11 protein-coding genes are annotated in these 14,000 nt (G+C 65.8%); 9 read left to right on the forward strand and 2 right to left on the reverse strand.

The genetic code is table 11. The features are described from left to right. The first annotated feature begins 222 nt into the window (after positions 1–222). Genes ccmI through G6N73_RS24955 form a run of 4 tightly spaced genes read left to right on the forward strand, consistent with a single transcriptional unit; the run spans position 223 to position 4,259 of the window. The gene (gene ccmI, locus G6N73_RS24940; RefSeq protein WP_165032567.1) at positions 223–1,356 is read left to right on the forward strand and encodes a c-type cytochrome biogenesis protein CcmI; all 1,134 of its coding nucleotides are present in this window, start codon (positions 223–225) and stop codon (positions 1,354–1,356) included. A gap of 7 nt (positions 1,357–1,363) precedes the next feature. Continuing rightward, positions 1,364–1,798, forward strand: coding sequence for a cytochrome c maturation protein CcmE (ccmE, locus tag G6N73_RS24945; RefSeq protein WP_165032569.1), 435 nt, complete (start codon positions 1,364–1,366; stop codon positions 1,796–1,798). A gap of 5 nt (positions 1,799–1,803) precedes the next feature. Then, entirely contained in the window at positions 1,804–3,798 is a 1,995-nt protein-coding gene (locus G6N73_RS24950) for a heme lyase CcmF/NrfE family subunit (protein WP_165032572.1), read from the forward strand. After that, positions 3,795–4,259, forward strand: a complete 465-nt coding sequence (locus G6N73_RS24955; protein WP_165032574.1) for a cytochrome c-type biogenesis protein — start codon at positions 3,795–3,797, stop codon at positions 4,257–4,259. Before G6N73_RS24950 ends, G6N73_RS24955 begins: the two co-directional genes overlap by 4 nt. 80 nt (positions 4,260–4,339) lie before the next feature. Here G6N73_RS24955 and G6N73_RS24960 read toward each other — a convergent pair whose 3' ends face one another. Then, positions 4,340–5,140 (reverse strand): class I SAM-dependent methyltransferase, encoded by an 801-nt coding sequence (locus G6N73_RS24960; protein WP_165032576.1) that lies wholly within the window; start codon positions 5,138–5,140, stop codon positions 4,340–4,342. Between the two features lie 132 nt (positions 5,141–5,272). Then, a complete protein-coding gene (locus tag G6N73_RS24965) occupies positions 5,273–6,445 on the reverse strand; it encodes an adenylate/guanylate cyclase domain-containing protein (protein WP_425484135.1) in 1,173 nt (390 codons plus the stop codon). Between the two features lie 219 nt (positions 6,446–6,664). On the opposite strand from G6N73_RS24965, the gene G6N73_RS24970 reads away from it, so the two are divergent. The 5 genes from G6N73_RS24970 to G6N73_RS24990 all read left to right on the forward strand — a co-directional run bounded on the left by G6N73_RS24970 (position 6,665) and on the right by G6N73_RS24990 (position 13,999). Then, the gene (locus tag G6N73_RS24970) at positions 6,665–8,209 is read left to right on the forward strand and encodes a Do family serine endopeptidase (RefSeq protein ID WP_165032580.1); all 1,545 of its coding nucleotides are present in this window, start codon (positions 6,665–6,667) and stop codon (positions 8,207–8,209) included. A gap of 191 nt (positions 8,210–8,400) precedes the next feature. After that, entirely contained in the window at positions 8,401–9,075 is a 675-nt protein-coding gene (locus G6N73_RS24975; protein ID WP_165032623.1) for a response regulator transcription factor, read from the forward strand. 3 nt (positions 9,076–9,078) lie between these two features. Then, positions 9,079–10,515, forward strand: a complete 1,437-nt coding sequence (locus G6N73_RS24980; protein WP_165032583.1) for a sensor histidine kinase — start codon at positions 9,079–9,081, stop codon at positions 10,513–10,515. Next, positions 10,516–13,491: a bifunctional [glutamine synthetase] adenylyltransferase/[glutamine synthetase]-adenylyl-L-tyrosine phosphorylase gene (locus G6N73_RS24985; RefSeq protein WP_165032585.1), complete on the forward strand. Its 2,976-nt coding sequence runs from the start codon at positions 10,516–10,518 to the stop codon at positions 13,489–13,491. It begins immediately after the preceding gene. 67 nt (positions 13,492–13,558) lie between these two features. Further along, the gene (locus G6N73_RS24990; RefSeq protein WP_246252548.1) at positions 13,559–13,999 is read left to right on the forward strand and encodes an EF-hand domain-containing protein; all 441 of its coding nucleotides are present in this window, start codon (positions 13,559–13,561) and stop codon (positions 13,997–13,999) included. Position 14,000: the final 1 nt, after the last annotated feature.

Below are 14,000 nucleotides of genomic sequence, written 5' to 3' on the forward strand. Positions count from 1 at the left end.
CCGCTCCGCTCCGGTTCTCGAAATCCACCATTTTCGCCGCGGCCTGACCTGAATCCCGGCGTATTCTGGTTGGATCGATGTGAGGCCGGCCTGCAATGGCGGCTTTCTGCGCTTCCGGGCCTGAATCGGGGCGCATCTTAGACCTGACAGTCTTCGCGACCGTCAATCAGCCGCAGGCCTGCAATGTTGGCAGGCGGGCCGTGGCTCTTTATTGAGAACACCATGCTGTTCTGGATCGTTGCCGCATTGTTGACCTTCGGCGCCAGCCTGGCGGTCCTGCTGCCGCTGACAAGCCGGCCGAAAGCCGATTCGACCGACGCGCATGATCTCGAGGTCTATCGCGACCAGTTGGCTGAGATCGACCGCGATGCGGCGCGCGGGCTGATCGGCGATGCCGAGGCCGAGCAGGCACGCGCCGAAATCGCCCGGCGCATCCTGCGCCTGAACGCCGGCGGCCAATCGGCCACCGCTCCGCGCTTTGCCGGGGCAGGGCGGGCTATCGGCGCTGCCGCGGTGCTGGCCGTCCCGCTGATAAGCTGGGGCGTCTACGCCACGATCGGCTCTCCTGGCAACCCCTCGCAGCCGCTCGAACAGAGGCTGGAGCAGAACCCGGCCGAAAGTTCGGTCGAGGAGCTCGTGGCGCGCGCGGAGGCGCATCTCGCCGCCAATCCGTCCGACGGGCGCGGCTGGGACGTGCTCGCGCCGATCTATCTGCGCACCGGCCGTTCCGCAGAGGCGGTGACCGCCTACCGCAACGCGATCCGCCTCGAAGGCGCGACCGCCGACCGGGAGGCCGGTCTCGGCGAGGCGATCATGAGCGCTGGCGGCGGCATCGTTTCGGCGGAGGCGCAGGCGGCGTTCGAACGGGCGCTGGCGCTGGAAGCCGGCCATGCCAAGGCGCGCTATTATCTGGCGGTGGCGCTGGCCCAGGAAGGCCGGACCGCCGAAGCGCAGGCGGCGTGGCGCGCACTGGCCGACGGACTGCCGGAAGGTTCGCCCTGGCGCGAGGCGGTCGAGCAGGCGATCGCCGCCGCTGGAAGTCGCCTGACGGCTGGCGAAAGCGGCGAGGGGGCGGGGCCTAGCCAGGAAGACATCGACCAGGCGGCCGAAATGCCGGCGGCCGACCGGACCGCGATGATCGAAACCATGGTCGCCGGGCTCGATGAAAGACTGCGGCAAAATCCGCAGGATCCGGAAGGTTGGTCGCGGCTGGTGCGTTCCTACATGGTGCTGGGCAAGCCCGACCAGGCCAAGGATGCGCTCGACCGTGGTTTGAAAGCGCTGGGTCCGGCGACGGAAGAGGGCAAGAAATTCGCCGAATTTGCCGCTACGCTCGGCGTGGCGGCGACGGAGTAGAGGACGGATGACGCGAAAGCAGAAACGCCTGTCGGTGATCGCCGGCGCACTCGCCTTTCTGGGCGCTGCGACGGCGCTGACCTTCTATGCGCTCGGCCAGAAGGCGTCGTTCTTCTATATGCCGGCCGAGTTGCAGGCGGCGACGCTGGAGCCCGGCCAGCGGATCAGGCTCGGCGGCCTGGTCGAGAAAGGCACGATCGTGCGCGGGCAGGGAACCGAGGTCGCCTTCTCGGTGACCGACATGGAAAGCTCCGTGCCCGTGACCTATGTCGGCATTTTGCCGGATCTGTTCCGCGAGGAGCAGGGCGTCATCGCCGAGGGCAGCTTCTCGCCGTCCGGCGTGTTTGTCGCGGACTCAGTGCTGGCCAAGCATGACGAGACCTACATGCCCAAGGAAGTCGCCGACAGCCTGAAGGCCAAGGGCGTCTGGCAGGAGAATTGAGCGGCATGGTCGAAACCGGACATTTCGCACTTGTTCTGGCCTTCGCAATGGCGCTGGTGCAGTCGGTCGTGCCGCTGTTCGGCGCGCGCACCGGCAACGAGCGAATGATGGCGGTGGGCGGTCCGGTCGCGGTCGCCGGCTTCGCGCTGACGGCGCTGTCCTTTGCCGCGCTGACCATGGCCTATGTGCAATCCGACTTCTCGGTCGCCAATGTCTGGGAGAATTCACACTCGCTGAAGCCGATGCTCTACAAGGTCACCGGGACCTGGGGCAATCACGAAGGCTCGATGCTGCTCTGGGTGCTGATCCTGACGCTTTTCGGGGCGCTCGTGGCCGTATTCGGCTCCAATCTCCCCGCGACGCTGCGCGCCAATGTGCTGGCCGTGCAGGGCTGGATCGGCGCGGCTTTCCTGCTTTTCATCCTGGTTACGTCGAACCCCTTCGTGCGGATCATCGATCCGCCGATCGAAGGCCGCGATCTAAATCCAATCCTGCAGGATATCGGCCTCGCGGTGCATCCGCCGATGCTCTATCTCGGCTATGTCGGCTTTTCCGTCTGCTTCTCCTTCGCGGTCGCAGCCCTGATCGAAGGCAGGATCGACGCCGCCTGGGCGCGCTGGGTGCGGCCATGGACGCTGGCCGCATGGATGTTCCTGACCGGCGGCATCGCCATGGGCTCTTACTGGGCCTACTACGAACTGGGCTGGGGTGGCTTCTGGTTCTGGGATCCGGTCGAGAATGCCTCGTTCATGCCGTGGCTGGCCGGCACGGCGCTTCTCCACTCGGCGATCGTCATGGAAAAGCGCTCGGCGCTGAAGATCTGGACGCTGCTGCTCGCCATCCTGACCTTCTCGCTGTCGCTGCTGGGCACCTTCCTCGTCCGTTCCGGCGTTTTGACTTCGGTGCACGCCTTCGCCACCGACCCGAGCCGCGGCGTCTTCATCCTCTGCATCCTGACGCTGTTCATCGGCGGCTCGCTGGCGCTTTTCGCGCTGCGCGCCGGCAGCCTGGCCGCCGGCGGCGTCTTTCACCCGATTTCGCGCGAGGGCGCGCTGGTCCTCAACAATCTCTTCCTGACCACCGCCACCGCGACTGTACTGGTCGGCACTTTGTATCCGCTGGTGCTGGAGGCGATTACCGGCGACAAGATCTCGGTCGGCGCGCCGTTCTTCAATCTCACCTTCGGACCGCTGATGGCGCCGCTGCTCGTGGTCGTCCCGTTCGGCCCCGTGCTGGCCTGGAAACGCGGCGACCTTTACGGGGCAGGGCAGCGGCTGATGGCGGCATTCGCCGGCGCGCTACTGGCGGTGCTCGTGGTGATGATGTTCGTCGACGGCGCGTCGGTGTTCGCGGCGCTCGGCATCGGCCTGGCGGTTTGGCTGATCCTCGGAGCGCTGACCGATCTCGCGCTGAAATCCGGCTTCGGCAGCGTTTCGGGGCACGTCATGCTGCACCGCCTGGTCGGCCTGCCGAAATCGGTGTTCGGTACGGCGCTGGCCCATTTCGGCGTCGGGCTGACGACGCTCGGGCTTGTCGGCGTGCTGTCGTTCGAGCAGGAAAAGATCCTTGCGATGCGCCCGGGCGAGACGATGGAAATCGCAGGCTACACGCTTCTCTTCGACGGACTGACGCCGGCGCGCGGGCCGAACTACACCGAGGAGCGGGGGCGTTTCGAACTGATCGACGCGCACGGCGAGGCTGAAAGCGAGCTTGTTTCCTCAAAGCGCTTCTATACGGCCCGCCAGATGCCGACGACGGAGGCCGGGATCAAGACGATCTGGCCAAGCCAGCTCTACGTTTCGCTCGGCGATCCGACGGCGGATGACGGCGTGGTCGTCAGGGTCTGGTGGAAGCCTCTGGTGACGCTGATCTGGACCGGCGGGCTGGTGATGATGATCGGCGGCGCCGTATCGCTGATGGATCGCCGGCTCCGCGTCGGTGCGCCGTCGCGGCGCGCGCATCGGGCTGCGGAAAAGCCTGTTTCGGGACTGCCGATATGAAGCGGGCGCTTGCCGGCCTCGCAATGGCCCTGGCTCTGCTTTTTGCAGCGCCGGCGGGGGCCGTTCAGCCGAACGAGGTCCTGCAGGACCAGGCTCTGGAGGCGCGCGCGCGAGACCTGTCGGCGCAATTGCGCTGCATGGTCTGCCAGAACCAGTCGATCGACGAATCCGACGCCGATCTCGCCCGCGATTTGCGGGTCCTGGTGCGTGACCGGCTGAAGGCCGGAGACAGCGACGCCGAGGTGATCGACTACATCGTTTCCCGCTACGGCGAGTTCGTGCTTTTGAAGCCCCGCTTCAGCATCCGCAATGCGCTGCTGTGGGGCACGCCGCTCATCCTGCTCATCGGCGGCGGGGTCTTTGCAGTGCTCTCCGCTCGGTCCAGGCGACGAACCGAGCCCAAACTGTCTGAAGAGGAAGAGGCGGCGCTCCGCCGCATCCTCGCGGAGGTCGAGAAATAGCGGTGCGTCGTGGCGCGGCCGGGGCGAACTGTTCAGGCGCCAAGATCTTGGAAAGTTTTACGCCTCCGCAGGCCGTCGGGTCAGGGAGTTATGCCCCGGCAGGCCCAGGCGACGTTCGCGAAGGACCTCGGGCCGTCGGGCCGGCCGGCCTCGTAGGCGTCGCGCACGGCGGCACTGGTGCGCGCCCGCTCCGCGGCGTCGAGCGTGGCCACATACTTGCCGAGCGGCCCTTCTCCCGCGGCAATCGGCGTCCAGTAGTCGTCGAAGTTTTGATAGTCCATGCGGATCATCAGCTGGGTTTCCTTGACGTCCACTAGCCCCTGCTCGACAAAGGTCCGTTTCATTTCACCCGGCTGCATCATCGGCTGGAAGCAATAGCGGGCGCGCAACTGGCGCCCGCTTTCGCTGAGTGCCGCCACCGTGTCGACCATCATGCGCATCCCGGGCATGCCGCCGAGATGGTCCCACACGGCCGCCGCGACCAAGCCGCCCGGCCGCACGACGCGGCGCATCTCGGCCACTGCCTTGCCGGCTTCCGGCACGAAATGGAGCACGAGCAGTGCCAAGGCGCGATCGAACGTGCCGCCCTCGAAGGGCAAGGCGCAGGCATCCGCCTGCCGGATGTTTATGCGCGGGTCCGTATTGCGCCGGTTCGCCTCCGCGACAAAGACGGGCGAATAGTCGATCGCGGCGATCTCGCCGAGATCAGCGGCCTTGGCGAGCGCGAAGGTCAAGCTGCCGGTGCCGCAGCCGACGTCGAGAATCTTTTCGCCGTCCGAAACTCCCGCGAAGTTGATGAATAGAGGCGCGAGTTTTTGGCTCCAGCGGCCCATGAGTTGCTCATAGCCGGCCGCATCGTGGACATTGAAGCTTGAGGTCATCGAAATCTCCCATACCCTGACGTATGCTAGGCCCCCGACAGGGCGGTTGCCAAGGAGCGAGAGCGATCATGGCGAATGTCGATGATCCATGCCGACTGCAAATCGGATAGGGGCTGATTCCCTGCGGCTCAGTTACCGTTCGACTGCCTTTAGCTCGAACACCGCTTGCGGGCCGGCGAAGCCTTTCAGCGTATGCCGGCCGAGATCGCGGACCATGCTCGCTGGCAGTATTGAGGCGACTTCTTTCGAGCAGACGGCCTTCTTGTCGAGCAGCTTGGCCGCGCTTTCGAGGCGGCTGAGATAGTTCACGGTCGGGCCGACGACGGTAAAGTCGAGGCGATCGAGGCTGCCGATATTGCCGTAGACGACGGGGCCGACATGCATTGCGGCAACGAAGGGCCTGTTCGAAACGGCGGGCTGTCCAAAGGCCTGGGTGATGCTGCGGGCGGCACGCATGCATGCCTCTTCGCGGCCGTGCTCCTCGGCCGAGAAGACGGAAAGCACGCCGTCGCCGACAAATTTCAGCACATCGCCGCCCTCTGACCGCACGGCGTCAACGACGACCTCGAAGTAGCTTCCCAAGCTCTCCAGCAGATCTCCCGGCGGCAACCGTTCCGAGAGCCCGGTAAAATCGCGCAGATCGGTGACCAGCACCGCCGCTTCGATCTCCGTCGTCTGTCCGCGCCGGAAAGCGCCTTTGCCGATACGGTCGGCGGGACCGGCGCCAAGATAGACCTCGAGCAGGCTTGCCATCGAATGACGCATGGCGGCAGGCTCCAGCGCAGCGGCGATTGCCGGCGCGAGCGCTTCGATCAGCGCAACCTCGCGTTCGGAAAAGCCGCCCGGGCGGTCGGTGGTGAAGGCGCCGACCTGAACCGATTCGTCCCCATATTCGATGGGCAGCGCGAGATAGTCGGTGCTGCCGGCCGCCAGTTCGAACAGGACCGGGTGGTCTCGTCCCTCGACCAACTGTTCGAGCGAGTGGTGAAAGCTCGTCCGCGTGACGACGACGTGCTCGAACGGGCTGCCTCTGTAAGAGTCCGTTGCGAGCATGCCGCGCGGCACCGTATAGCGCTCGGCTCCGCCGCCGCTGGTCCATATCACGCCCCATGCGCTGATCAGCGGATTGGCGACCGACTGGCCGATCCGCACGCGCCGCAGCGGGATGCCGGCGTCGACCAACCGTTCCGCCAAACCTCCGACGATCCCCTCCGGAGTGCCGTGCTGCCGGGCGGGGCCGATCAGCCAGAACGCGATCTCGGCCTGAACCGCCGCCGGGTCTTCCGTTTCAGCCAATTGTCTCATCCAGTGGGAGCATGCGTCCTGCGCCGCACCGTAGGCCGTGTGCGTTGCGAAGGAAAGTTCCGGAGCCGGCAGTCCTCCAGTATCAGTTGCCGACGCCCTCGACATTACCAAAAATTCATCCGCCGGAAATGGCGCGGTAATGTGCCGATCTCTATCTCTTTTGCCAGCGATGCAGCCTCCGCGCATCCGCAGAATCCGCAGAAGAGGATACGAGATACGATGAACACCCAAGGAAATCCCGTTTCACGCACCCGCAAGCGGCTTCTGGCCGCTGTAGCCTCCGTAGCCGTAGCTGGCGCGGTCGGCTTCGGCGCTGTTGCTTCCGGCACCGTGCCGGTGCTGGCCCAAGCCGTGGCCGTCGAAACCCAGGCGCAGGCCCCCGGCTTCGCCGATATCGTCGAGCGTGTTTCGCCTGCGGTCGTCAGCGTCCAGGTCAAGGCCAGCTTCGCGCCTGCGGCCGAACGCGGCGGCGACTTCTTCACTGGCCCGGAAGGCTTCGAAGATCTCCCGGACGACCACCCGCTCAAGCGCTTCTTCCGCGAGTTCCCTGGCGACCGTGACCAGGATCGCGGCCGGCGCTTCGAACGTCGCGGCGGCCGCGGCCAGGCTCGCCCGATGGCGCAGGGCTCCGGCTTCTTCATCTCCGAGGACGGCTACCTGGTCACCAACAACCATGTGGTCCAGGGCGGCTCCGAATTGGTCGTCGTGATGGACAATGGCGACGAACTCGACGCCAAGTTGATCGGCACCGATCCGCGCACCGACCTCGCTGTCCTCAAGGTCGAGGAAAACGGCCGCAAATTCACCTATGTCGAATTCGCCGATGACGGCAAGGTTCGCGTCGGTGACTGGGTCGTGGCCGTCGGCAATCCGTTCGGCCTTGGTGGCACCGTCACGGCCGGCATCGTCTCGGCCCGCGGCCGCGACATCGGCGCAGGCCCTTACGACGATTTCATCCAGATCGACGCTGCGGTGAACCGCGGCAATTCCGGCGGTCCCGCTTTCAACCTCAAGGGCGAAGTCGTCGGCATCAACACCGCGATCTTCTCGCCTTCGGGCGGCAATGTCGGCATCGCCTTCGCCATTCCGGCTTCGACCGCGAAACTGGTCGTCGACGAACTGATCAAGGATGGCAGCGTGTCGCGCGGCTGGCTCGGCGTCCAGATCCAGCCTGTCACCGACGAGATCGGTGAATCGCTCGGCCTGGCCGATGCCAAGGGCGCACTGGTGTCCGAAGCCCAGCCCGACGGCCCGGCCAAGGCAGCCGGCATCGTCGCCGGCGACGTGATCACCAAGGTCGACGGCAAGGACGTCGCCTCGCCGCGCGAACTCGCACGCCTCATCGGCGGCATCGAGCCCGGCAAGACCGTCGAGGTCACCCTGTGGCGCAACGGCAAGAACGAGGCCGTGAAGCTCGAGCTCGGCGAACTGCCCGGCGAGCAGCAGCAGGCTGCGCTCGATCCGCAGGCTCCGGCAGGGGAGACCGAGACCGGCACGCTTGCCGATCTCGGCCTGACGGTGACCACCGCCGATGACGGCAAGGGCCTGGTCGTGACCGACGTCGCGCCCGACAGCGATGCGGCCGCGCGCGGCATCCTGCCCGGCGACGTCATCACCTCGGTCAACTCGGCCGAAGTAAACGGCGCAGCCGACGTCTCCAAGGCGATGCAGGAAGCCGCCAAGGCCGGCCGCAAGTCGGTCCTGGTGCAGGTGATGCGCGACGACGCAAACCTGTTCGTGGCGCTGCCTGTAGCCGCAAGTTGATGACGTTTCCGGCGCGCGCGGTCTCAGCACCCCCGAGCCGCCGCGCCGGAGAAGACGGGACCGGCTTGTATCCCTCGTACTCCGTACCGGTTCCGGCGGCGGCAGGCGCCCATCGCCTGCTGCCGTATTCGTTGGAGCTACCCATGAAGAACGCACCCGTAGCCCATGAAGAAATTGCGTATAGTGACCGGATGAAGATTCTGGTCATCGAAGACGACCGCGAGGCGGCCGATTACCTGCAGAAGGCGCTGACGGAGGCGGGGCACACCGCGCATGTGGCGGGCGACGGCGAAACCGGCTTCGCGCTCGCCGATTCAGGCGACTATGACGTGATGATCGTCGACCGCATGCTGCCGCGGCGCGACGGGCTTTCGGTCATTGCCGGGCTGAGGTCGCGTGGCAACACCACGCCGGTGCTGATCCTTTCGGCGCTGGGCGAGGTCGACGACCGCGTGACGGGCCTCAGGGCCGGCGGCGACGACTATCTCACCAAACCCTATGCTTTCAGCGAGCTTCTGGCGCGCGTCGAAGTGCTCAACCGGCGGGCGAGCTTCAAGGAAGCCGACACCGTCTACCGCATCGGCGATCTCGAACTCGACCGGCTGTCGCACACGGTGCGCCGCGGCGGGCGTGAGATCTCGCTGCAGCCGCGCGAATTCAAGCTGCTCGAATATCTGATGCGCCATGCCGGCCAGGTGGTGACGCGCACAATGCTGCTAGAAAACGTCTGGGACTATCATTTCGACCCGCAGACGAACGTGATCGACGTCCATGTCTCGCGGCTGCGCGGCAAAATCGAAAAGGGCTTCGACAGCCCGATCCTGCATACGGTGCGCGGCGCCGGCTACATGCTCAAGGCCACCTGACCGATGGCGCTGCCGGCCATCATGAAGACAACGGCGGCGCGGCTTTCGGCGATGTACCTGCTGCTATTCGCCGCCTGCGCGGTGCTGCTGGTCTTCTACATGACGTCGCTCTCGGTCCGCATGCTGACGGCGCAGACGCAGCAGACCATCAACGAGGAAGTGCAGGGGCTTGGCCGAGCCTATCAGCGCGGCGGCCTGCCGCTGCTCGTCAGGACGGTCGAGCGGCGCGCGCGCCAGCCAGGCGCGAACCTCTATCTGATCGCCGACGCCAATGGCCGCATCCTTTCCGGCAATGTGGAAAGCCTCGAATTCGGCGTCCTCGAAACCGACGGCTGGACCGAGCGCCCGTTCGCTTACCAGCGCTTTGGCGAGACAAACCGCGAGCGCCGCCAAATCGCCTCACCGGAGCAGGACGACGTCGCCCGCTCGACGCACGACGCCATCGCGCTGGTGTTGAGATTGCCCAACCGGATGATCCTGCTGGTCGGGCGCGATCTCGGCGAACCCGAACGCTTCCGCGTCGTGGTGCGGCGCGCGCTGATGGTGGCGCTCGGCATGATGGGGCTGGGCGGCCTGCTGATCTGGTATTTCGTCGGGCGCTACGCGCTGAAGCGCATCGACAACGTCTCGGAAGCCTCGCGCCGCATCATGGGCGGCGATCTCTCCGGGCGGCTGCCGGTGACCGGTGCCGGCGACGAATTCGACCGGCTTTCCGAAAATCTGAACACCATGCTTGCCAAGATCGGGAATCTGAACGAAGGCCTGAAGCAGGTTTCCGACAACATCGCGCATGATCTGAAGACGCCGCTGACGCGGCTGAGGAACCGCGCCGAGGCGGCCTTGGCGGGCAAGCCCGAGACGGTGGAGTATCGCGAAGCGCTGGAAGGCACGATCGCCGAATCCGACCAGTTGATACGGACTTTCAATGCGATACTGATGATCTCGCGGCTGGAGGCCGGCTACTCCGCCGAATCCGTGTCCAAGGTCGATCTGGCGGATGCGGTGCGCGACGTGGTGGAACTCTACGAGCCGGCGGCCGAGGAGGTCGGCGTGGGGCTGGAGGCCAAGGTCGCGGGCGAATTCGTGGTCGAGGGCAACCGCGAACTGATCGGCCAGGCGCTTTCCAACATCGTCGACAATGCGATCAAATATTCGGCGGGCGCGACGGAAAAGCCGGTGGTGCGCGTGGCGCTGGAGAAAAAGGCGGGCGAGGTCAGGCTCACTGTCACCGACAACGGCCAGGGCATTCCTGACGACGCGGATCGGCAGCGCGCCACCGAGCGCTTCGTGCGCCTCGAACACAGCCGAACGCAGCCCGGCTCCGGGCTGGGCCTCAGCCTCGCCAAGGCGGTCATGACGTTCCACGGCGGGCGGCTTGATCTTTTGCCCGTCGATCCCGGATTATCGGTCATCATGAGTTTTCCGGAGCGGGGCGCGTAGATGGCGGCAAATGCGACGGCTAAGGCGGCCAAGGCGAGGACGGCGGAACTGCTTATCAGGCCAGCGATGGCGCTGAAGCCGCTCGACCCGACGCGGGTCCGGCGCGAGCTTTCCGAGATCGCCGACGCAGCCGGCGAGGCCGGTCTTCCACGGCTCGCGGCTTTTCTGGCCGGCAAGGGTCCTCAGCAGGATCTGCTTGCCGCCGTGTTCGACCTGTCGGCCTTCATGCGCCACTGCGCCCGCCGCCGGCCGGAAATCCTCGACGCGTTGTTCGATCACACGATCGAGGCGCGGCTTGCTTCCATCCGAGCCGAGATTGCCGCCGCCGTGCGGACGGAATCGGTATCCGAAAAAAGCCTGATGATGGATCTGCGCCGGCTGAAGCTTGAAGCGCATTTCCTGATCGCGCTTGCCGATCTGGCAGGCGAGGCCGACACGGAGACGACCGTCGGCAGGCTGAGCGACCTTGCCGACGCATGCACCACCGCCGCTGCGGATTTCCTGCTTCGCGAGGCGCACTTCCAGGGCAGGTTGAAACTGCCCGATCCCGAACGGCCGGCCGAAGGCTCTGGCTGGATCCTGCTCGGCATGGGCAAGCTCGGCGCGCACGAACTCAATTTCTCGTCCGATATCGACCTCGTCGTATTCTTCGATCCCGAGGCGCCGGCGGTCATCGAGCCTTATGATGCGTCCGAACTGTTCGCCCGGCTGACGCGCCGGCTGGTGCGTATTCTCCAGGACCGGACCGAGCACGGCTACGTATTCCGGACCGATTTGCGCCTGCGCCCCGATCCGGGATCGACGCCGCTCGCCATCCCGGTGGCGGCGGCGCTCAACTACTATGAAAGCCGCGGCCAGAACTGGGAGCGCGCGGCGATGATCAAGGCGCGGCCTGTGGCCGGCGACCTCGTGGCAGGCGCCGCCTTCCAGCGCGAACTCCAGCCCTATGTCTGGCGCAAATATATGGATTTCGCCGCAATCGCCGACGTCCATTCGATCAAACGCCAGATCCACGCGCATAAGGGGCATGGCGATGTCGCGGTGAAGGGCCACAACGTCAAGCTTGGGCGCGGCGGCATTCGCGAGATCGAGTTCTTCGTGCAGACGCAGCAACTGATCGCCGGCGGCCGCTTTCCCGAACTGCGCGGTCGCCAGACCGTGCCGATGCTCGGCGAGTTGGCGGCGCGCGGCTGGATTACCGCCGAGGCACGGGAGGCACTGACGAGCCAATACTGGTTCCTGCGGCGGGTGGAGAACGCCATCCAGATGGTCGCCGACGAGCAGACGCATATCCTGCCGGAGGACGAGGAGGGGCTTGAGCGGATTGCCCACATGCTTGGCTTCGCGGACGCGGATGCGTTTTCGGCGCGCTTCCGCGCCTCGCTGCACGAGGTCGAGCGGCACTACGCGGCTCTGTTCGAGACCGCGCCGGAACTTTCCTCCGGCATCGGCAATCTGGTGTTCACCGGCGATGTCGACGACCCCGATACGCTGCAGACGCTGCACCGGCTGGGTTTTCAGCGGCCGAGCGATATCTGCCGGGTGATCCGCACCTGGCATTTCGGCCGCTACCGCGCCACGCAGTCGGCGGAAGCGCGAGAAAGGCTGACCGAGTTGACGCCGGCGCTGCTCGAAGCGTTTGGATCGACGCAGCGCGCAGACGAGGCGCTGTTGCGCTTCGACGAGTTCCTGGCCGGCCTGCCGGCCGGTATCCAGCTTTTCTCGCTGCTGCAGTCCAATCCGGCGCTGCTGAGGCTGCTGGCGACCATCATGGGTGCTGCCCCCAGGCTTGCCGCCATCATCACCCGCCGTCCTCATGTATTTGACGGGCTGCTCGACCCGGCGCTGCTCTCCGAATTGCCCAACCGGGCCTATCTGGCCGGGCGGCTTTCGGCCTTTCTCGAAGGCGCGAAGGTGCACGAAGAGGTGCTCGACCGGCTACGCATTTTCGCTGCCGAGCAAAAATTCCTGATCGGCGTGCGGCTGCTTGCCGGGTCGATCGACGCGGCGCGTGCCGGCAAGGCATTTTCCGACCTCGCCGACCTGACGATCGGCGCAGCGCTCGATGCGGTGATGGTCGAGTTCGCACGGCGTCACGGCAGGGTTCCAGGCGGCCGGGCGGCGATCCTCGGCATGGGCAAACTCGGCAGCCGGGAGCTTACCGCGGGCTCGGATGTCGACCTGATCCTGCTCTACGATCACGACGAAGACACCGAGGAATCCGACGGCGAGAAGCCGCTGGCGCCCTCGCACTATTTTGCGCGCATGACGCAGCGCCTGATCGCTGCGGTCTCGGCGCCGACGGCCGAGGGCGTGCTCTATGAGCTTGATCTCCGCCTGCGCCCCTCGGGCAACAAAGGGCCGGTCGCCACCCATATCGATGCGTTCCGAAAGTACCAGCGCGAGCACGCCTGGACCTGGGAGCATATGGCGCTGACCCGGGCGAGGGCGGTCGCCGGCGACAAATCGCTTTGCGCCGAGGCGGAGGCCGAGGTGGCTGCGGTGCTGGATTTGCCGCGCGACCGCGGCAAGATCGCGAAGGATGCGGTCGAGATGCGCGAGTTGCTTGAGAAAGAGAAGCCGCCGCGCGACCAATGGGACATCAAGCTTATTCCAGGCGGGCTGATCGACCTCGAATTCATTGCGCAGATCGTGGTGCTGACGCACAAGGTCGAGCCGGGCGGCCGCGCGACCGGCACGGCCGAAATCCTGTCGCGGCTTGCGCCGGGTTTCGCGGACGCCCAGGTGAGGCAGGACCTGTGCGAGGCCTACGCGCTCTATCTCGCGCTGACGCAGATGATGCGGCTCTGCCTGACTGGCGCATTCGACCGCAACGACGTGCCGCCGGGTCTTTCCGACCTGATGCTGCGAGCGACCGATCTACCCGAATTCGGCGTGCTTGAAGCGCACGTCAAGGAGACGGCGCAAAGGGTGCGAAGCCATTTCGACCTTTTGCTTCGAGCGAAACGGAAATGAAGGCGATGGGATGTCCGACGATCCGTTTCGAACCGCATCGGGGGTGACGATGCAACAGGAGAAGACCATGAAGAAATCGACCAAACTCGCAATTGCGTTTCTTGCGCTCGCCGGAACCGCAGGCTCCGCAATGGCCGCGGACAATGGGGGCAGGCGCGGCGACATGCGAGGCATGCGCTTCGAGCGGACCGACGCCGACAAGAGTGGCGACATCACCTTCGAGGAGTTCTCGGCGGCGATGAAGACCCGCATGGGCACGGCGGATGCCGATGGCGACGGCAAGATGACGGTGGCCGAAATCGCCTCCGCCATCGAGCGCATGCGGGCCGAACGCCGGGCGCAGCGGATCGTCGACCGCTTCGACACGGATGGCGACGGCATGCTGACGGCGGCCGAGATCGAGTCGCGCCAGAAGAAGATGTTCGCGCTGATGGACCGCAACGACGACGGCAAAGTGGTCAAGGAGGAGATGCCGCAGCGCAAGGATTTCCGCAGAGGACGCCATTAGG

The sequence above is a fragment of the Allomesorhizobium camelthorni genome (assembly GCF_011045125.1).
Taxonomy (GTDB): domain Bacteria; phylum Pseudomonadota; class Alphaproteobacteria; order Rhizobiales; family Rhizobiaceae; genus Allomesorhizobium; species Allomesorhizobium camelthorni.